19 protein-coding genes, 1 tRNA gene and 1 riboswitch are annotated in these 17,463 nt (G+C 68.7%); of the genes, 12 read left to right on the top strand and 8 right to left on the bottom strand.

The window, feature by feature from the left end; all coding sequences use genetic code 11:
• Window positions 1-15: 15 nt before the first annotated feature.
• Complete coding sequence (locus tag G5B46_RS03115; protein WP_165255954.1) at window positions 16-1,371, bottom strand: amidohydrolase family protein; 1,356 nt, start codon at window positions 1,369-1,371, stop codon at window positions 16-18.
• Complete coding sequence (locus G5B46_RS03110; protein ID WP_165255950.1) at window positions 1,371-2,834, bottom strand: amidohydrolase; 1,464 nt, start codon at window positions 2,832-2,834, stop codon at window positions 1,371-1,373. Before G5B46_RS03110 ends, G5B46_RS03115 begins: the two co-directional genes overlap by 1 nt.
• A 161-nt stretch (window positions 2,835-2,995) precedes the next feature.
• Here G5B46_RS03110 and G5B46_RS03105 point away from each other — a divergent pair, with 161 nt between their 5' ends.
• The 4 genes from G5B46_RS03105 to G5B46_RS03090 all read left to right on the top strand — a co-directional run bounded on the left by G5B46_RS03105 (window position 2,996) and on the right by G5B46_RS03090 (window position 5,352).
• The gene (locus tag G5B46_RS03105; protein WP_165255947.1) at window positions 2,996-3,355 is read left to right on the top strand and encodes a Kazal-type serine protease inhibitor family protein; all 360 of its coding nucleotides are present in this window, start codon (window positions 2,996-2,998) and stop codon (window positions 3,353-3,355) included.
• A 5-nt stretch (window positions 3,356-3,360) separates the two neighbouring features.
• Window positions 3,361-3,729 (top strand): putative quinol monooxygenase, encoded by a 369-nt coding sequence (locus G5B46_RS03100; protein WP_240903294.1) that lies wholly within the window; start codon window positions 3,361-3,363, stop codon window positions 3,727-3,729.
• Window positions 3,730-3,842: 113 nt separating this feature from the next.
• The gene (gene rsgA, locus G5B46_RS03095) at window positions 3,843-4,913 is read left to right on the top strand and encodes a ribosome small subunit-dependent GTPase A (RefSeq protein WP_165255944.1); all 1,071 of its coding nucleotides are present in this window, start codon (window positions 3,843-3,845) and stop codon (window positions 4,911-4,913) included.
• A gap of 115 nt (window positions 4,914-5,028) precedes the next feature.
• Entirely contained in the window at window positions 5,029-5,352 is a 324-nt protein-coding gene (locus G5B46_RS03090) for a hypothetical protein (protein ID WP_165255942.1), read from the top strand.
• Between the two features lie 250 nt (window positions 5,353-5,602).
• Here the strand turns inward: G5B46_RS03090 and G5B46_RS03085 are convergent, their stop codons facing one another.
• The 3 genes from G5B46_RS03085 to G5B46_RS03075 all read right to left on the bottom strand — a co-directional run bounded on the left by G5B46_RS03085 (window position 5,603) and on the right by G5B46_RS03075 (window position 7,624).
• Window positions 5,603-5,755, bottom strand: coding sequence for a hypothetical protein (locus G5B46_RS03085; RefSeq protein WP_165255939.1), 153 nt, complete (start codon window positions 5,753-5,755; stop codon window positions 5,603-5,605).
• 74 nt (window positions 5,756-5,829) lie between these two features.
• Window positions 5,830-7,239: a type I glutamate--ammonia ligase gene (gene glnA, locus G5B46_RS03080; RefSeq protein ID WP_165255937.1), complete on the bottom strand. Its 1,410-nt coding sequence runs from the start codon at window positions 7,237-7,239 to the stop codon at window positions 5,830-5,832.
• 46 nt (window positions 7,240-7,285) lie between these two features.
• Window positions 7,286-7,624, bottom strand: coding sequence for a P-II family nitrogen regulator (locus G5B46_RS03075; RefSeq protein ID WP_116491509.1), 339 nt, complete (start codon window positions 7,622-7,624; stop codon window positions 7,286-7,288).
• A 246-nt stretch (window positions 7,625-7,870) separates the two neighbouring features.
• On the opposite strand from G5B46_RS03075, the gene G5B46_RS03070 reads away from it, so the two are divergent.
• The 3 genes from G5B46_RS03070 to G5B46_RS03060 are packed head-to-tail and all read left to right on the top strand — an operon-like array spanning window position 7,871 to window position 11,474.
• Window positions 7,871-9,415: an acetyl-CoA acetyltransferase gene (locus G5B46_RS03070; protein ID WP_165255934.1), complete on the top strand. Its 1,545-nt coding sequence runs from the start codon at window positions 7,871-7,873 to the stop codon at window positions 9,413-9,415.
• On the top strand, window positions 9,415-9,984 hold the full coding sequence (locus tag G5B46_RS03065) for a histidine phosphatase family protein (protein ID WP_165255932.1): 570 nt from the start codon (window positions 9,415-9,417) through the stop codon (window positions 9,982-9,984). Before G5B46_RS03070 ends, G5B46_RS03065 begins: the two co-directional genes overlap by 1 nt.
• A gap of 11 nt (window positions 9,985-9,995) precedes the next feature.
• The gene (locus G5B46_RS03060; RefSeq protein WP_165255929.1) at window positions 9,996-11,474 is read left to right on the top strand and encodes an NAD(P)H-hydrate dehydratase; all 1,479 of its coding nucleotides are present in this window, start codon (window positions 9,996-9,998) and stop codon (window positions 11,472-11,474) included.
• 15 nt (window positions 11,475-11,489) lie between these two features.
• On the opposite strand, the gene metA is transcribed toward G5B46_RS03060, so the two are convergent.
• Both metA and G5B46_RS03050 read right to left on the bottom strand, forming a co-directional pair.
• Window positions 11,490-12,407: a homoserine O-succinyltransferase gene (metA, locus tag G5B46_RS03055; RefSeq protein WP_165255926.1), complete on the bottom strand. Its 918-nt coding sequence runs from the start codon at window positions 12,405-12,407 to the stop codon at window positions 11,490-11,492.
• 47 nt (window positions 12,408-12,454) lie between these two features.
• A riboswitch (SAM-I-IV-variant riboswitch) is annotated at window positions 12,455-12,557 on the bottom strand.
• Between the two features lie 80 nt (window positions 12,558-12,637).
• Window positions 12,638-12,814, bottom strand: coding sequence for a hypothetical protein (locus G5B46_RS03050; protein ID WP_165255923.1), 177 nt, complete (start codon window positions 12,812-12,814; stop codon window positions 12,638-12,640).
• A 296-nt stretch (window positions 12,815-13,110) separates the two neighbouring features.
• On the opposite strand from G5B46_RS03050, the gene G5B46_RS03045 reads away from it, so the two are divergent.
• The 5 genes from G5B46_RS03045 to G5B46_RS03025 all read left to right on the top strand — a co-directional run bounded on the left by G5B46_RS03045 (window position 13,111) and on the right by G5B46_RS03025 (window position 16,677).
• Window positions 13,111-13,195: transfer RNA gene (locus tag G5B46_RS03045), tRNA-Leu, on the top strand.
• 175 nt (window positions 13,196-13,370) lie between these two features.
• Window positions 13,371-14,729, top strand: coding sequence for a trigger factor (tig, locus tag G5B46_RS03040; RefSeq protein ID WP_276611501.1), 1,359 nt, complete (start codon window positions 13,371-13,373; stop codon window positions 14,727-14,729).
• 183 nt (window positions 14,730-14,912) lie between these two features.
• A complete protein-coding gene (locus G5B46_RS03035) occupies window positions 14,913-15,542 on the top strand; it encodes an ATP-dependent Clp protease proteolytic subunit (protein ID WP_165255918.1) in 630 nt (209 codons plus the stop codon).
• Window positions 15,543-15,662: 120 nt separating this feature from the next.
• Window positions 15,663-15,995, top strand: coding sequence for a hypothetical protein (locus tag G5B46_RS03030; protein ID WP_165255916.1), 333 nt, complete (start codon window positions 15,663-15,665; stop codon window positions 15,993-15,995).
• 148 nt (window positions 15,996-16,143) lie between these two features.
• Window positions 16,144-16,677 (top strand): Spy/CpxP family protein refolding chaperone, encoded by a 534-nt coding sequence (locus tag G5B46_RS03025; RefSeq protein ID WP_165255914.1) that lies wholly within the window; start codon window positions 16,144-16,146, stop codon window positions 16,675-16,677.
• 32 nt (window positions 16,678-16,709) lie between these two features.
• On the opposite strand, the gene G5B46_RS03020 is transcribed toward G5B46_RS03025, so the two are convergent.
• A complete protein-coding gene (locus G5B46_RS03020; protein ID WP_165255912.1) occupies window positions 16,710-17,369 on the bottom strand; it encodes an HAD-IB family hydrolase in 660 nt (219 codons plus the stop codon).
• Between the last annotated feature and the right edge of the window lie 94 nt (window positions 17,370-17,463).

Genomic DNA, 17,463 nt, shown 5'->3' with positions numbered 1-17,463 from the left:
GGCCGTCTGGTCGTCCTAGCGGTAGGCCGGAGGCAGGCCGTTGTCGCCTGCCGCGTAGCGGTCGCGCAGCTGGCTCTGGCGGCTGTCGGCCGGCTGCTCGACGCCGCCGACGAAGACCTTATCGGCCCAGGTCGTGGTTTCCAGCGGATCGCCGGTCCAAAGCACCAGGTCGGCGGTCTTGCCGACGTCGAGCGAGCCGATCTGGTCGGCCATGCCCCAGATCTTCGCCGGCGTCAGGGTGATCGCCGCCAGGGCCGCCGGATAGGGCAGGCCGTTGGCGACGGCCAGGCCCGCGTTCAGGCGCTCCTGGCGAAGGTTGTTGAAGTCCCGCGCGCCGTTGATCGCCACGGTGACGCCGGCCGCGTTCAGGCGGGCGGCATTGTCGAGGCGCGAGCCCAGGGTCTCGAAGCTGTCGGGCAGGTCGGCCTGGGTGTCGACGATCACCGGCACGCCGGCCTTGGCGATCTCGCCGGCCACCAGCCAGCCTTCCTCGGCGCCTTCCAGCACGATCTTGATCTTCTCCTCGGCCGCCAGCTTGAGGGCCAGGCGGATGTCGGAGGCGCGGTGGGCGCGGATCAGCAGCGGGGTCTTGCCCTGCACGACCGGGACCAGGGCCTCAAGATCGAGGCGCGAGAGGCCGTAGTCGCGCGTGGCGCCCTGTTCGAAGGCGGCGCGGTTCCTGGCGAACGCGCGGGCGTCCTGCAGGGCCGACTTGACCAGCACGATCGCCGCGCCGCGCGAGCCGCCGGCCGCGCGGGCCCCGGCTTCGCCCAGCGACAGGGTCACGGCGGTCTTCGACTTGGAGACGATGTCGGCTTCGCCGGCCTTGAGGCGCACGAACGCCGCCTGGCCGCCGAACAGCGGGGGATCGCCGCCGCCGTCCTTGCCGGCGGTCATCTCCTCGACCACGCCGTCGTCGGCGTGCTCGTGGGATCCGCCGCCGACGCCCGACAGCACCGGGGTGACGGCCGAGCTGGTGACGCCGCCGTCGCGGGCCAGGCCGATCATCGGCGAGGCGGGATTGACGCTGTAGGCGATATCGAAGCCGGCCGACAGCGAGCTGCCGGTGCCGTCGTCACGCGTCTCGCGCACGCCGCCGATCTCAGAGGCGCTGATGTTCGACGACGGGGCGACCAGGCCCGGGGTCACGACCCCGCCCTTGGCGTCGATGGTGGTCACGCCGGCCGGCACGGCGACATTGGCGCCGACGGCGGCGATCTTGCCGTTCTGCACCAGGATGGTTCCCGACGGGATCGCCGCGCTCGACACCGGCTCGATGCGGGCGTTGACGATGGCGAAGGTCTGGGCGCTGGCCGAGCCGGCCGTGACGGCGCACAGGGCGGCGCCGGCGAAGAGGATGGACCGGATCATCAGTTGAACGCTCCCTGGCCGGGCTGGCCGAGCTCGAAGTCGGACTTGGGCTGATAGCGCTTGTCGTTGCGGTCGTAGGTCAGGGCGCCGTCGATATAGACCTGCTCGGCCTGGGCGTAGACGCTGAACGGGTCGCGGTTCCAGACCACGATGTCGCCGGCCTTGCCCACTTCCAGGCTGCCGGTCTTGTCGGCGATGCCCATGGCTTTCGCCGGATTGGCCGTGATCCACTTGATGGCCTCGGCGCGGGTGATGCCGTAGCCGATCTTGTTGCCCGCGGTCATGGCGATGGCGGCCTCCTGGTTGAGGCGCTGGGTCATGATCGGGTCGTCGGAGTGGATGACGACGCAGGCGCCGGCCTTCCAGACCATGGCGGCGTTGGAATCTACGCCGTCCAGGCTTTCCATCTTGAAGCCGGTCCACGAGGCCCAGGTGGCCGAGCAGATGCCTTCCTTGGCCAGCAACGGGGCGACCTTGTAGCTCTCCACCGCGTGGTGGAACATGGTGATCTTGTAGCCGAACTCCTTGGCCACATCGATCATCACGGCCATCTCGTCGCCGCGGTAGCAGTGGTTCTGGACCAGGATCTCGCCCTTGAGCACGCCGGCCAGGGTTTCCAACTGCAGGTCGCGCTTGGGGGCGTCGGCCTTCTCGCCCTTTTCCTTCTTGGCGCGGTAGTCGTCCCACTTGCGGGCGTAGTCGGCCGCGTCGATCCAGGCCTTGCGATAGCCGAAGACGTTGCCCATCGCCGTCGAGGGCGTGCGACCCTTGCCGCCGTAGACGCGCTTGGGGTTCTCGCCGCAGGCCATCTTCAGGCCGTAGGGCGCGCCGGGGAACTTCATGCCCTGCATGGTGGTCGAGGGCACGTTCTTCAGCGTCACCGAGCGGCCGCCGAACAGGTTGGCGCTGCCGGGGAGGATCTGCAGGGTGGTCACCCCGCCGGCGCGGGCGCGGTTGAAGCCCGGATCCTGCGGCCACACCGAGTGTTCGGCCCAGACCTGGGCGGTGTTGGGATCGGTGGCTTCGTTGCCGTCCGACTTGGCCGAAACGCCGGGCGAGGGATAGACGCCCAGGTGGCTGTGGGAGTCGATGATGCCGGGCGTGATCCACTTGCCCTTGGCGTCGATGGTCGTGACGCCGGCCGGGATGGCGGTCTCGGGGCCGCCGACGGCGATGATCTTGCCGTCCCGCACGACGACCACGCCGTTCTCGATCTGCTGGCCGGCCGCCGTCAGCACCGTCGCGCCGACGAAGGCCGTCGGGCGCGAGGGCAGGGCGACATAGGTCGACGGGAAGCCCGACGAGGCCTGCCCGTCCAGCCCCTTGGGCAGCGGCTTGGCCTCGGCCTTTTCGGCCGGCTTGGCCGACGTCTCAGGCTTGGCCGTCGTTCCGGTCGTGGCGCAGGCCGAAAGCCCCAGCGCGAGCAGACTGACGGCCGCGGCCGTCGTACCCCATCGTGTCATCAATTTTCCCCGACTCTCGAAGAGGCCGCGAGGACAGACCAATTCAGACCCCTGATCAAGCAGCGCGGCGCCCCATTTTTCCCGGATCGTGGCGTTTGTCTGTCGCGCGTGCTTCGTGCGAGGATCGCGACCTGCGGTCGAATCCGCTTGGGAGGAACACGATGCGCCTGCGTCCCTGGCTCGGCCTGGCGGCCGCTCTCCTGATCAGCGCCTGCGCGGGCCAGCCCGCCGGCCCCTCCACGGGGGCTCCGCCCCCCATGTCGCGCGCCCCGGTCGCCGAAGGCGGCATGTGCGGCGGCATCGCCGGCTTCCAGTGCGGCGAGGGCCTGTCCTGCGTCATGCCGGTCGGGGCCTGCAAGACCGTCGCCGACGCCTCGGGGATCTGCCGCAAGCGTCCGCAGGTCTGCACCATGGACTACCGCCCCGTCTGCGGCTGCGACGGCAAGACCTACGGCAACGCCTGCAGCGCGGCCGGCCAGGGCGTCAGCGTCGCCCACGAGGGCGAGTGCAAGGCCTCCTGACGCAAATGGACCGCAGGCAGGCCATGATCGGCGGCGCGGCGGCGGCTCTGGCCCCGTCGCTCGCTGCTGCTGGAGACAAGACCATGTACGGACTGATCGGCCAGATGAAGGCCGCCCCGGGCAAGCGCGACGACCTCGTGGCGATCCTGAAGGAGGGCACGGGCGCCATGCCCGGCTGTCTCTCCTACATCCTGGCGCTCGACCCCACCGACGCCGACGCGATCTGGATCACCGAGGTCTGGACCGACAAGGAAAGCCACGCCGCCTCGCTGAAACTGCCTTCGGTGCAGGCGGCCATCGCCAAGGCTCGCCCGATCATCGCCGGCTTCGGCCATCGGTTCGAGACGACGCCGGTGGGCGGGGTGGGGCTGTAGGTCTCCGGCGGGAACAGTCGTATTCTCCTGCCTGTCGCGATCGGCCTTCCGGCGCGTGTCGTTTTGCTGCTAGGCGGGGCGATGATGCCTAGGTCCGCGCATGGAAGCCAAACTTGATCGAGCAATACGGATGGTCTGATCTGCTGGCCGAGGCTTTCAAGCCTCATGAGCGCGCAGGTCATGCGGTTGGCCGCGTCGTCGTCCAGCAGCGGAACGGCTATCTGGCGATCACGCCCGAGGGCGAGGTGCGCGCCAAGCTTTCCGGCCGACTGCGCCATGAGGCCAAGGAGGCCGGCCATCCGGCGGTCGGCGACTGGGTGGCGCTGTCGGTGAATCAGGCCGAACGCACCGCGACCATCCAGGCCGTCCTGCCGCGCCGCACCGCCCTGGTCCGCCGGGCCGCCGACAGCGTGCAGACCCCGCAGGTGGTCGCCGCCAATGTCGATCTGGCCTTCATCGTCACCTCGATGAACGGCGACCTCAATCCGCGCCGCATCGAACGCTACCTGGCCGCCGCCTGGCAGAGCGGCGCGCGCCCCGTGGTCGTGCTGACCAAGTCGGACATCTGCGCCGAGGCGGCGTCGCTCGCCGCCGAGGTCGAGGCCCTGGCCGCCGGCTGCCCGGTCGTCATCGTGTCGGCGCGCGAGAGGCAGGGCCTGGACGCCCTGCTGGCCCACCTGGCGCCCGGCGAGACCTGCGTCCTGCTCGGCTCGTCCGGGGTGGGCAAGTCCACCCTGGTCAATACGCTCCTGGGCGAGCAGCGCATGGCCACCCAGGACATCCGCGAGGCCGATGACCGCGGCCGCCACACCACCAGCCACCGGGAGCTGGCGCTGCTGCCCGGCGGCGGCCTGATCATCGACACGCCCGGCGTGCGCGAGGTGGGGCTGGTCGAAGCCGACGAGGGCGTGAACCAGGTGTTCGACGACATCGAGCGGCTGGCCGAGACCTGCAAGTTCGGCGACTGCAGCCACACCGGCGAGCCCGGCTGCGCGGTGCAGGGCGCCATCCAGAGCGGCGAGCTCGACCCCAAGCGCTGGGAGCATTTCCGCAAGCTCGCCCAGGAGCTGGCCGCGGTCGAGGACAAGGCGGCCCGGGCCTTCAAGGACGCCGAGCGCCGTCGCCTGGGCAAGGCCCAGAAGACCTATCGCACCGCCAGAAAGGACGCCCGCGGGGGCGCTTGAGGCTGGACCCGGCCTTCGCTAGCGGCCGCCCTCGACGGATGGACTTTCAAAATATGGCCGCTCTTCCTGGCGAATGGGATTAGGAGAGGGGTTCAACACCTTCGAGAGATGACCCATGCCGGCCTTCACCATCGTCACCACCAGCGCGACCCAAGGCAGCGATTCAGCGGAGGTGAACACCCTGACGGACGAGTTCTCCAACGAGAGCGAAGCCCTGGGTTACGCCCGCCGCATGGCCGACGAGATGCTTGATCTCGCCAGCCAGCTGTCGCTGGACTTCGACTACACCAATGTCGGCCTCTACGAGGGCGACCTGCTCGACGAGGATCTCGACCCTGCCCACGCCGCCTTCAAGGGCGCCTGGGTGCTGGACGAGGAGGGCGCCGCGTTCGTACCCGCCGACGAGTTCCGCGACGGGATCGCCCAAGTCGAGGCCTGATCTGGGCCAAGCCTGATCTGAACGACAGGACTGGGGAGCCGGGCGCTCCTCAGTCCACGTACTGCTCGCTGACCGCGCCATCCAGCCGCCGCACCCGCGCCGCGGCCAGCACCTGCGGCTCCATCAGCCGCGCGTTGATCCCGATCTTGTCGCGTCCCGGGTCGTTGGAGCTCCAGTGGGTGACGCAGCCGCAGGCCCGGCAGCGGTGGAAGGCGATCGAGCGGTCGTCCCACTCGTAGGTGTCGGTCGCTCAGCCCTCGACCAGGCGCACGGCGCCCAGCGAATAATAGGCCCACAGCACCCCGTAGCGTCGGCAGATCGAGCAGTTGCACTGCGTCACCTCGGTCGGCGCGGTCTCGATCGCAAAGCCCACGGCCCCGCAGTGGCAGCTGGTGCGGATCATCTGGCTGTTCTCCAAAAGAAAAGGCCCGGAGCTTGCGCCCCGGGCCGATCCCAAAGTGCCTCAGGCCTTTCGGCTTAGCACTTGTAGTACATCTCGAATTCGACCGGGTGCGGGTGCAGTTGCAGACGCATCACTTCTTCCATCTTCAGCTCGATGTAGCTGTCGATGAAGTCGTCGTCCATGACGCCGCCGGCCTTCAGGAAGGCGCGGTCCTTGTCGAGGTTTTCCAGGGCTTCACGCAGCGAGCCGCAGACTTCCGGGATCTTCTTCTGCTCGCGGGGCGGCAGGTCGTAGAGGTTCTTGTCGGCGGCCGCGCCCGGATCGATCTTGTTGATGATGCCGTCCAGGCCGGCCATCAGAAGGGCGACGAAGGTCAGGTAGGGGTTGCCCATCGGGTCCGGGAAGCGGGCTTCGATGCGCTTGGCCTTCGGCGAGTCGACGTGCGGGATGCGGATCGAGGCCGAGCGGTTGCGCGAGCTGTAGGCCAGCTTCACCGGGGCTTCGTAGCCCGGCACCAGGCGCTTGTAGCTGTTGGTGGTCGAGTTCGAGAAGGCGTTGATGGCCTTGGCGTGCTTGATGATGCCGCCGATGTACCACAGGCATTCCTGGCTCAGACCGGCGTACTTGTCGCCGGCGAACAGCGGCTTGCCGTCCTGCCAGATCGACTGGTGCACGTGCATGCCCGAGCCGTTGTCGCCGAACATCGGCTTGGCCATGAAGGTGGCGGTCTTGCCGTAGGCGTGGGCCACGTTGTGGATCACGTACTTATACAGCTGCATGCGGTCGGCCATGGTGACCATGGTGTCGAACTTCAGGCCGAGTTCGTGCTGGGCCGGCGCCACTTCGTGGTGGTGCTTTTCCGGCTTCATGCCGAGCTCGCCCATGACGGCCAGCATTTCGCCGCGCAGGTCCTGGGCCGAGTCGACCGGGTTCACCGGGAAGTAGCCGCCCTTGGGGCCCGGGCGGTGGCCCATGTTGCCTTCCGGATAGGCCTTGCCCGAGTTCACCGGCAGTTCGGTGGAGTCGTACGAGTAGCCGGTGTCGTGCGGGGCGGTCGACCAGCGCACGTCGTCGAAGATGAAGAACTCGGCTTCCGGGCCGAAGTAGACGGTGTCGCCCACGCCGGCCGACTTGACGTAGTTCAGCGCGGCCTTGGCGATCGAGCGCGGGTCACGGTTGTAGGGGGTGCCGTCGTCCGGGTTCACGACGTCGCAGAACAGCGCCAGGGTGGTCTGCTGGTAGAACGGGTCGATGATGGCCGAGGTCAGGTCCGGACGCAGCTTCATGTCCGACTCGTTGATGGCCTTCCAGCCGGCGATCGACGAGCCGTCGAACATGGTGCCGTCGTTCAGGAACTCGTCGTCGACCAGGTCGATGTCGAAGGTGACGTGCTGCAGCTTGCCGCGAACGTCCGTGAAGCGGACGTCGACGTACTTCACGTCCTTTTCCTTGATCAGGTCCAGGATTTCCTTGGCGGTGCTCATTGATATCCCCTTTGAGCGAGAAAGTCTGAGAGGAGGCGGCCGTGGTTCAGACGGCGGACGGACCGGTTTCACCGGTCCGGATGCGGACGACTTCGGTGATCTCCGAGACGAAGATCTTGCCGTCGCCGATGCGGCCCGTGCGGGCGGCGTTGGTGATCGCCTCGAGGGCGGCGTCGAGCTGGCCGTCCTCGACGACGACCTCGACCTTGATCTTGGGCAGGAAGTCCACGACGTACTCGGCGCCGCGATAGAGCTCGGTGTGGCCCTTTTGGCGCCCGTAGCCCTTGGCTTCCAGAACGGTCATCCCTTGGACGCCCATGTCCTGGAGCGCCTCTTTGACCTCATCCAGCTTGAACGGCTTGATGACGGCTTCGATCTTTTTCATCGGTCTCTTCCGCGCCCGACGGCGCATGGCCTCTGACTTTGAGCGGCAAGGATCACGCCGCCCGGAGCGCTACAAGCCGGGGTTCCAGCGATTGTCGCGGTTCGGACGTGCATTCAGGCATATGAGTGAATCTTGAGCTTCGTTTGATCGAAAAATATGCATTTCGGAATTGTGGCCGGAAACGGCCTTGTCGCGCCCCGATAGCCGCCTAGGATCACGAAAACGATCGTTTGAACGGGGGTGAACATGCGCGACGAGACGCCGGTTTTGATCGGCGCGGGCCAGTTCACATTTCGCGGTCCTGCTGAAAGTTCGCCTTCGCCGCTGGAATTGCTGAAGATTGCGGCGAAACGCGCTGTCGCCGACGCCGGGCTGCAGGGGACGGTTCTTGCGCAATTGGACGCTCTGGCGGTCGTAGCGTTCAGCATCGACGCCCCGGGCGGTCTTTCGAAACTGCCGCTTCCCCGCCTGTCGGATCCGCCGGCCAGCCTGGCGCGGGCGATCGGGGCGCATCCGGCCTGGTCTGTCTACACCGAGACCGGCGGCAACAGCCCCCAGCAGGCGATCAACGTCCTGGCCGAGCGCATAGCCCGCGGCGAGTCGCGGCTGGGTCTGGTCACGGGCGCCGAATTCCTCGGCTCGCTGATGAAGCGCATGAAGAACGGCCTAGGCTTCGAGGGCTGGGCCGACGACATAGACAGCGCGCCGATGCGCATCGGCGATCCGCGCCCGGGCGTCACCCGGCAGGAGGCCGCCCACGGCCTGGGCTATCCGGTCAACACCTATCCCTTGTTCGAGAACGCGCTGCGGGCCCGCGACGGCCGCGGCCTCGCCGACCATCAGGCCAGGCTAGGCGCGCTGTTCTCGCCGTTCACGAAGGTCGCCGCCGCCGATCCCGAGGCCTGGTTCCCGGTCGAGCGTTCCCCTGAGGAGCTGGTCACGGTGACCGAGCGCAACCGCATGGTCGGCTATCCTTATCCCAAGTACCTCAACGCCATCATGGAGGTGGACCAGTCGGCCGCGGTGCTGGTGGCCAGCGTCGGCATGGCGCGTGAACTGGGCGTGCCGCAGGACCGCTGGGTGTTCCTGCACGGCTGCGCCGACGCCGCCGACCTCTGGTACCCGCTGCAGCGCCAGGATTTCCACTCCAGCCCAGCCATCCGCCTCACCGGCAAGCGGGCGCTGGACATGGCCGGGATCGACCTGGCCGATCTCGACGTGATCGACCTCTATTCCTGCTTCCCGTCGGCGGTGCAGGTGGCGGCCGAGGAACTGGGCCTGGCCCTCGACGATCCGCGCGGCCTCACCGTCACCGGCGGCCTGCCTTACTTCGGCGGACCGGGAAACAACTACAGCCTCCATGCCGTGGCGCGCTTGATGGAGCGGCTGCGCGCGCGGCCGGGCGCCTGGGGCCTGTCGACCGCCAACGGCTGGTTCCTGACCAAGCAGTCGGTCGGCGTCTACTCCACGCGTCCGGTCGAAGGGGAGTGGCGGCGCGAGGATCCGGCCGTGATCCAGAAAGAGATCGACGCCCTGCCGCATCCGCCGATCGCCGAGGCGCCGCAAGGTCGCGCCGTCATCGAGACCTACACCGTCGTCCACGCCCGGCAGGGGCCGCGGATGGGCGTCGTCATCGGCCGCACGCCGGACGGCGCGCGGTTCGTGGCCAACACGCCGGACGATGCGGCGACCCTTGCCGATCTCGAAGGCCGCGAAGGCGTCGGGCGGACGGGCGTGGTCGGCCCCGACCCCGACGGGGTCCGCAACCTGTTCACGCCGGACGCCGCCTGATGGGCAGGGTTCATGTCATCCGACACGGCAAGCCGGCCTCGACCTGGGGCGGCGATGACGAGGATCCTGGCCTGGACGCCGCCGGCCAGGAGCAGGCGAGGGCGGTCGCCGCCGTGCTGGCGGCCCTGCCGGAAGAAGAGCGTCCCCGGCGGGTGATCTCCTCGCCGCTGCGGCGTTGCCGCGAGACCGCCGCGCCGCTGGCCGCGATCCTGGGCGTGCCGGTCGAGATCGAGCCGGCCGTCGGCGAGATTCCGACCCCCATCGCGCTGACGCCGCAGGAGCGCCCGGCGTGGCTGAGGCAGGCCTTCGCCGGCGACTGGGCCGATATCAAGGGAGACCGCGACTATTTGGCCTGGACGGCGCAGGTCGCCGGCGCGCTGGCGCGATACGAGGGATGCGCCGTCTTCAGCCACTTCGTCGCGCTCAACGCCGCGGTCGCGGCGGCCGAGGGAACAGCGGCGGTGATGGCCTTCCGGCCGGACCATGTCAGCGTCACGGTCTTCGAAGTCGTCGACAACCGCCTGCGGCTGGTCGAGAAAGGCGAGGAAGCCTCCACCGGCGTTCTTTGATGGAGCCGTACATGTCGCCCTCCGGCCCCCGCCAGGTCATGACCGTCAGCGAAATGAGGTCGGCCGATGCGGCGGCGGTGGCGGCGGGCGCGCCGGCGACCACCCTGATGGAGCGGGCCGGCAAGGGCGCGGCCGAGGCGATCCGCGCGCGCTGGTCGCGCCGCCCCGTGGTGATCTGGTGCGGGCCCGGCGACAATGGCGGCGACGGCTACGTCATCGCCCGCCATCTGAAGCGGCGCGGCTGGCCGGTGCGGGTCGAAGCCCTGGCACCGCCGGCCTCGGCCTCCTGCCGCTGGGCGGCCGAACGCTGGCGCGGCGAGGTCCATCCCCTGAACCCGGCCGTCTCGCCGGGCGAACTCTATGTCGACGCCCTGTTCGGCGCGGGGCTGTCGCGGCCGCTGGAAGGGCCGGCCGAAGAACTGGCGCACGCCGCGCGAGGGTTGTCGTCCCGCATCGTCGCCATCGACACCCCCAGCGGCGTCCACGGCGACACCGGCGAGCCGCTGGGCGGCGAGGCCTTCGCCGCGGCGCTCACCATGACCTTCCATCGCCGCAAGCCCGCGCACGTGCTGGCCCGGGGGCGCGCGGCCTGCGGCGAGGTCGAGGTGGTCGACATCGGCCTTTCCGAGACCGGCGCAGGCGACCTCGTGCAGAACGACCCCAGCCTCTGGCGCGCGCGTTTTCCCTGGCCCTCCGAGACGGCGCACAAGCACGCCCGAGGGCGGCTGGTGGTGGTCAGCGGCGAGGCCTGGAACACGGGTGCGGCCCGCCTGTCGGCGCGAGCGGGACTGCGGATCGGGGCGGGCGTGGTGACCCTGCTGTCGCCGCCGGGCGCGCTGGCGGTCAACGCCGCCCATCTCGAGGCCGTCATGCTGGCGCCGTTCGAGACCGACGCCGATCTCGCCGTCCTGGCCGATCGCGCCGCCGCCGCCGTGATCGGCCCGGCCGCCGGGGTGGGCGAGGCGACCATGCGCAACCTCACCGCCCTGGCCGGCACCGGCGCGGCGCTGGTGGTCGACGCCGACGCCCTGACCAGCTTCGCCCACGCGCCCGACGAGCTTTTCGCCCGTCTGGACCGCGACGACGTGATGACCCCGCATGCGGGCGAGTTCGAGCGCCTTTTCCCCGGCCTGCTGAAGCGCTCGCCCGAGCGCATCGCCGCCGCCCGGGAGGCCGCGCGGCTGGCCGGCGCGATCGTGCTGCTGAAGGGGCCCGATACGGTGATCGCCGCGCCTGACGGCCGCACCGCCGTCAATCTCAATGGCTCGCCCTGGCTGGCCACGGCCGGCTCGGGCGACGTGCTGGCGGGCTTCATCGCGGGCCTCGCCGCCCAGGGCATGGAAAGCTTCGACGCCGCCTGCGCCGGGGCCTGGATCCACGCCGAATGCGCGGCCGCGCACGGCCCGGGCCTGATCGCCGAGGACCTGCCGGGCCTGGCGCCGATGGTGCTCAAGCGGCTGTGGGATTCGTCCGGAAAGCCTCTCCCATAGGAAGAGGCGGACCGACTACGCCCCGATCGCTTCCAGTTCGAACGGCGTGGTCTGGTAGACCTCGTTCAGCCAGTTGCCGAACAGCAGGTGGGCGTGGCTGCGCCAGCGGTTGCGCGGCGCGCGGGCCGGGTCGTTCGCCGGGAAATAGTGGGCCGGCGGCGGCGTGGTGGGATCGATCAGGCGGTCGCGGGCGTACTCGGCCGCCAGGGTGCCGGTCTCGTATTCCGGATGGTTGAACATGTAGAGCCAGCGGCGGCGGGCGTCCTCCAGCAGGCACAGGCCCGATTCCTCCGAATCGAGCAGCACCCGCAGCGAGCCGTCGGCGGGCAGGTCCTCGGGCCGCACCTCGGTCCAGCGCGACACCGGAATGTCGATCTCGTCGGCCAGGCCCCGCAGGTAGGGCGAGGCCGGCGCCAGGTTGGCGTGCGGGAACACGCCCGAGCGCTTGGCCGACAGCACGTGCTTGGGCACGCCGTGGAAGTGCCTCACCCCGGCCTGCGCGCCCCAGCAGACGGCCAGGCCAGCGTGCACGTGGGTTTGCGCCCAGTCGAAGATGCTGGTCAACTCGTCCCAGTAGCCGACCTCCTCGAACGGCAGGGTCTCGACCGGCGCGCCGGTGACGATCAGGCCGTCGAAGCGCTCGCGCCGCACCTCTTCCCAGGTGCGGTAGAAGGCCAGCATGTGCTCGGCCGAGGTGGTCTTGGGCGAGTGGCTGGACAGCTGGATCAGCGACAGCTCGATCTGCAGCGGGCTGGCGCCCAGCAGGCGCGCGAACTGGCGCTCGGTGCTGGGCTTGTCGGGCATCAGGTTCAGCAGGCCGATGCGAAGGGGGCGGATGTCCTGGCGGGCGGCGTCGGTGTCGGCCATCAGCGACAGGCCCTCGGCTTCCAGCGAGGCGCGGGCCGGCAGGTTGTCGGGAATCTTGATGGGCATGGGCAGCGTCCGTCCGTCGAAAAACCAAGACTCGTGACGGCTCTAGGGGTCACCCGTTTCGTTGCCGTCGCGGCCGCATCCCCCCGACGGGGCGCCACCTTGCTCGGGAAGCAGGTTGGCGTTGGGCGAGCCCAACTCTTGATGCAGGCTTGGCTTTAAAGGCCCGGTCGTGCGACCGCAAGGGGACGCGACGTCGCGCTCGCGCAGCGGACAGGCGAGGGGAGAGGGGATCAGGCTTCCAGGCGGTGGAGGACGATCTCGGCGCGAACGCCCTCGTCGAACAGCCGGCTGCCGTAGTCGAGCGCGGCCTGGAACGATCGCTGCTCCAGGGAATCGGTGAACACCACCTGATGGTCGCAGGTGACTTCCCACCCGGCCTCGGTCTGGTTGACCTCGATCGTCCGCATACGCTGTTCTCCTACGCCATGGCGCAGTTAACCGTCGCTGATGGGGAATGGTTGCGTGCGAATCCACGAAAGTTCAAGCGTGACCGAATGGCGCGCCTGACCTGATCCGTAAGGAGAGGGAAAACCGGCCCGGGCGTCAGTCGGGGGGGCAAGGCCCGGGCCGGTCAATGTCTCGTGGCGTTACGCTCGACGGGACACGGAGAAAACGACGTCGTTCGAATGCAGTTCCGCAAGTTGTGAAAATTCTTCGCGGAGACTTCAAATCTCTTGCGACGACGGCTAAGGCTCGCCCCCACGCGGATGTGGCGGAACTGGTAGACGCACTGGATTTAGGTTCCAGCGCCGAGAGGCGTGGAGGTTCGAGTCCTCTCATCCGCACCATGTCGCCGCGCGCAGCGTTTTGCGCGCGGCGACGCCATACCCTTTGATCGACGCGAAGTGTCGTGACATAAGGGCGCTCTTTCGCCGCCCCCGGTGACGTGGGCGGCTATGATTTTTTGACCCCTGGGGCGGACGACGGGCGCGGGCGCCCGGATCCGAGAAGCTAAGAATGTCGATGCAGATCGTTGAAAAGTCGGGCGAAGGCCTCAGCCGGGTTTACGGCGTTACGGTGCCCGCGAGTGAGCTGGCTACGCGTCTCGAGGCTCGTATCGCCGAAGTCGCGCCCCAGATGAACGTCAAGGGCTTCCGTCCGGGCAAGGTGCCGGCCGCGCACGTGCGCCGCCTGTACGGCAAGGGCCTGATGGGCGAAGTCATCGAGCAGGCGCTCAACGAGACCACCCAGAAGATCCTGGACGACAACAAGCTGCGTCCGGCCGGCCAGCCCGACCTGAAGCCGACGTCCGACATGGACAAGGTCATCGCCGGCGGCGAAGACCTGGCCTTCGAACTGGCCGTCGAGATCATGCCGGAATTCGATCCGATCGACCCGGCCTCGATCGAGCTGGTCAAGCCGGTCTACAAGATCGCCGACTCGGAAGTCGACGAGGCCCTGGCCGAGCTGGCCAAGCAGGCCCGCACCTACGAGCCGCGCAAGGGCAAGAGCCTGAAGGCCAAGGACGGCGACCAGCTGCTGATCGACTTCGTCGGCACCATCGACGGCGTCGCCTTCGCCGGCGGCACGGCCAACGACGCCGAGCTGGTGCTCGGTTCGGGCCAGTTCATCCCGGGCTTCGAAGAGCAACTGGTCGGCGCCAAGCCGGAAGACGTCGTCACCGTGAAGGTGAAGTTCCCGGAAGACTACCAGGCCGCCGAGCTGGCCGGTAAGGACGCCGAGTTCGCCACCACCGTGAAGGAAGTCCGCGCTCCGGTCGACGCCGAAGCCGACGACGAACTGGCCAAGCGCCTGGGCCTGGCCGACCTGGCCGCCCTGAAAGACCTGCTGAAGTCGAACCTGGAAGGCCGCTACGCCAACAGCTCGCGCTTCAAGCTCAAGCGCGCCCTGCTGGACGTGCTGGACAGCAAGCACGACTTCGCCCTGCCGCCGCGCATGGTCGACGCCGAGTTCGCCGGCATCTGGCAACAGGTCCAGGCTGACAAGTCGCAAGGCGGCCTGCCGCCGGAAGACGCCGACAAGACCGAAGAGCAGCTGCAGGACGAGTACAAGAAGATCGCCGAGCGCCGCGTGCGCCTGGGTCTGGTGCTCGCCGAGATCGGCCGCAAGAACGACGTCGTCGTCACCGACCAGGAACTGAACGAAGCGATCGTCCGCGAAGCCCGCCAGTACGGCGCCCAGGCCCAGCAGGTGTTCGACATGTACCGCCAGCGCGCCGACCTGCAGGCCTCGCTGCGCGCCCCGATCTACGAAGACAAGGTCGTCGACCTGATCTTCGCCAAGGCCAAGGTCGAGGAAAAGGAAGTCTCCAAGGAAGAGCTCCTTGAAGAAGACGACCTGCCGGAAGGCTACGGCGGCTAAGCCGTCGTTCCTTCGGGAAACGAACGAGAGGCGCGGATCGCAAGGTCCGCGCCTTTTCTTTTGCGCATTTTCGTTTGGGGCGGGCGCCTTGCAACCTGTTAAGCGCCACGCGATATGCGTCAGGAGCGGCGGCGCGGCGGTGATTCGCGCCCGCAAAGACATTTCGAGAAGGGCGAACCCCACATGATGTACGATCCGGTCGAGACGGCGATGAACCTGGTGCCGATGGTGGTCGAGCAGACCAGCCGCGGTGAGCGCGCCTTCGACATCTTCTCGCGCCTGCTCAAGGAGCGGATCATCTTCCTGACCGGTCCGGTCGAGGATGGCATGGCTTCGCTGATCTGCGCCCAGCTGCTCTTCCTGGAGTCCGAGAACCCCAAGAAGGAAATCGCCATGTACATCAACTCGCCGGGCGGCGTGGTGACCTCGGGCCTGGCGATCTACGACACCATGCAATACATCAAGAGCCCGGTGACGACGGTGTGCATGGGCATGGCCGCCTCGATGGGCAGCCTGCTGCTCTGCGCCGGCGCCGCCGGCCAGCGCATCGCGCTGCCGAACGCCCGCATCATGGTCCACCAGCCGTCGGGCGGCTTCCGCGGCCAGGCCTCGGACATCATGCGTCACGCCGAGGACATCTCGAAGACCAAGCGTCGCCTGAACGAGATCTACGTCAAGCACTGCGGCCGCACCTATGACGAAGTCGAGCGCGACCTGGACCGCGACAACTTCATGAGCGCCGAGGAAGCCAAGGCCTGGGGTCTGATCGACCACATCAACGAGAGCCGCGAAGCCTCGGAAGCCGGCGCCTAAGTCGGCCTCGTCGCCAAAACGGAACGGGCCGCCGGTCAGCTGACCGGCGGCCTTTTTCGTGCGCGTTGCATGGCGCTTCCGCTCGACCTAGGATCGTGGTCTCGGGGAGGGGGGGGCTTCATGCGAAATCAGGCAAGGGTGCTGTCGGCTGGCTTGGCGTCGGCGGCGTTGGCGGGTGCGCTTCTGGTCTCGGCTTCGGCGCAGGCCCAGTGCGCCATGTGGTGCCCCAACGGCGCCGAGACGGGCGACGCCCTGATCACCGAATTCTCGACGGTCCAGCGCGCCCAGGCCGGGTGCAAGGGCGACGAGGTGGTCTGGGCCCAGAACAAGCGCGTCTATCACAAGGCCGGCTGGAAGAAGTTCGGCAAGACGCCTGGCGGCAGCTACATCTGCAAGGCCTCGGCCGGCAAGGTGAAGCTCAAGCCGGCCAACCTGTTCCAGCGCTTCCTGTAGCGTTCGCGGCCCAGCCGCAAAACACTGCGCCCTTTATGGCCGAGTTGGGCCTGGCGGCGGGGAAAGGCGAAACAAACCGGCCCCAGATCGGCCGGGCGGGGCGGGGACAACGGATCCCATGACGATCCTCACGCTCCGGAGCCCGGCCATGACCCCGCGTCGCCGCCTTTCGCTGTTCTCGGCCCTCGCGGCCTTCCTGTCCCTGGCCGGCGCGGCCGCCAACGCCCAGGGCCTGGCCGATCCGGTCCCGCGCCACGGGATCGCCACCCTTCGGGTCGGGGTCAGCCCCGAACAGGTGCAGCAGATCGTCTCCGACCGGCTGCTGCAGGACGGCGTGACGGCGGGCCTAGCCACTCTGCGCCAGAACCTGGCCCTGACGCCGGCTCAGCAGGAGCGCTGGCGCGACTTCATCCTGGCCTCCAGCGCCCGCCCGGCCGGCGTCGTCCTGGCCGTGGCCGCGCCCGAGGACGAGACGCCCCTGGCCCAAGCCCGCGCGGGCCTGGCCCTGCAGCGCGAGCAGCTGATCGTCGAGCAGCGCCGGGTCAAGGCGATGGCGCGTTTCTACAAGACCCTCGACGCCGACCAGCGTGCGGTCTTCGACCAGGCCTATTCGGCGATCGGCAGCCTGTCGGTGAGCACCCAGGCGCCGGGCCAGGCCGTGGCCGGCGCGAGCGTGGAATAGGGATCGGGATCCTCTCCGGAGGGGAGGGGCCGTCAGCCCGGCTTGCCCTTGAAGATCCGGTAGCCGCGCTCCTGGGCGATGGCCAGCATCTCGGTGTCGCCCGAGGTGTCGCCATAGGCCGCGGCCAGCTTCACGCGATCGCCGAAGGTCTCGCGCAGGCGCACCACCTTTTCGGGGCCGCGGCAGTTGGGGCCCGAAAGGCCGCCGGTCACCTTGCCGTTCAGGTCGTAGGCCAGCTTGGTGCCGATCAGCAGGTCGGCGCCGATGCCGCGGGCGAACGGGGCCACCACCGTGTCGGGCGAGGCGGTGACGATCACCATCTTGGCGCCCTGGGCCCGCCAGCGGCGCCACACCGCCAGGGCGTCGGGGCGGAACAGGCTCTGGGCGTGGGTCTCGGCGAAGGTGCGAGCCTGGGCCTCGAGGCGCTCCTGGGGCACGCCCTTGAGAAACTCGCGGATGGCCGCGGCCTTGATGCGGCCGCGATCGCGGTGGAACAGGTAGGAGAGGGCGGCCGGCGCCAGGCGGATCATGCCCATCGTCCAGCGGCCGCTGCTGACGCGCCACTTCAGGAAGGCGGTGAAGCTGTCGCGCACGGTCAGGGTGCCGTCGAAGTCGAAGGCCACCAGGGGTGGGCTCGCTTCGGTGTGCGTCGGGGCGTGAGCGTCTTCCGACGCTTCGTGAATCTCGGCCATCTCGTCTCCGCCCACCGGGCGAACTCCTTCTTGCGGCGCCGCTTGCAGCACGATTCCGGTCGCTTACAGAAAGATTAGAGCCTGCGGCGATGTT

The organism is Caulobacter sp. 602-2, from assembly GCF_011043625.1.
Classification (GTDB): domain Bacteria; phylum Pseudomonadota; class Alphaproteobacteria; order Caulobacterales; family Caulobacteraceae; genus Caulobacter.
The sequence above is the reverse complement of the archived record's forward strand: the minus strand, read 5'-3'. Positions and strand labels throughout refer to the sequence as shown.

Bases quoted from the DNA above. Each gene is read 5' to 3' on its own strand.
- G5B46_RS03075 (WP_116491509.1), bottom strand. From the start codon at position 7,624: ATGAAAAAGATCGAAGCCGTCATCAAGCCGTTCAAGCTGGATGAGGTC.
- G5B46_RS03105 (WP_165255947.1), top strand. From the start codon at position 2,996: ATGCGCCTGCGTCCCTGGCTCGGCCTGGCGGCCGCTCTCCTGATCAGC.
- G5B46_RS03035 (WP_165255918.1), top strand. From the start codon at position 14,913: ATGATGTACGATCCGGTCGAGACGGCGATGAACCTGGTGCCGATGGTG.
- G5B46_RS03020 (WP_165255912.1), bottom strand. From the start codon at position 17,369: ATGGCCGAGATTCACGAAGCGTCGGAAGACGCTCACGCCCCGACGCAC.
- G5B46_RS03025 (WP_165255914.1), top strand. From the start codon at position 16,144: ATGACCCCGCGTCGCCGCCTTTCGCTGTTCTCGGCCCTCGCGGCCTTC.
- G5B46_RS03065 (WP_165255932.1), top strand. From the start codon at position 9,415: ATGGGCAGGGTTCATGTCATCCGACACGGCAAGCCGGCCTCGACCTGG.
- tig (WP_276611501.1), top strand. From the start codon at position 13,371: ATGCAGATCGTTGAAAAGTCGGGCGAAGGCCTCAGCCGGGTTTACGGC.
- G5B46_RS03090 (WP_165255942.1), top strand. From the start codon at position 5,029: ATGCCGGCCTTCACCATCGTCACCACCAGCGCGACCCAAGGCAGCGAT.
- G5B46_RS03085 (WP_165255939.1), bottom strand. From the start codon at position 5,755: ATGATCCGCACCAGCTGCCACTGCGGGGCCGTGGGCTTTGCGATCGAG.
- G5B46_RS03110 (WP_165255950.1), bottom strand. From the start codon at position 2,834: ATGACACGATGGGGTACGACGGCCGCGGCCGTCAGTCTGCTCGCGCTG.
- G5B46_RS03050 (WP_165255923.1), bottom strand. From the start codon at position 12,814: ATGCGGACGATCGAGGTCAACCAGACCGAGGCCGGGTGGGAAGTCACC.
- metA (WP_165255926.1), bottom strand. From the start codon at position 12,407: ATGCCCATCAAGATTCCCGACAACCTGCCGGCCCGCGCCTCGCTGGAA.
- G5B46_RS03060 (WP_165255929.1), top strand. From the start codon at position 9,996: ATGTCGCCCTCCGGCCCCCGCCAGGTCATGACCGTCAGCGAAATGAGG.
- G5B46_RS03100 (WP_240903294.1), top strand. From the start codon at position 3,361: ATGGACCGCAGGCAGGCCATGATCGGCGGCGCGGCGGCGGCTCTGGCC.
- G5B46_RS03115 (WP_165255954.1), bottom strand. From the start codon at position 1,371: ATGATCCGGTCCATCCTCTTCGCCGGCGCCGCCCTGTGCGCCGTCACG.
- glnA (WP_165255937.1), bottom strand. From the start codon at position 7,239: ATGAGCACCGCCAAGGAAATCCTGGACCTGATCAAGGAAAAGGACGTG.
- G5B46_RS03030 (WP_165255916.1), top strand. From the start codon at position 15,663: ATGCGAAATCAGGCAAGGGTGCTGTCGGCTGGCTTGGCGTCGGCGGCG.
- G5B46_RS03070 (WP_165255934.1), top strand. From the start codon at position 7,871: ATGCGCGACGAGACGCCGGTTTTGATCGGCGCGGGCCAGTTCACATTT.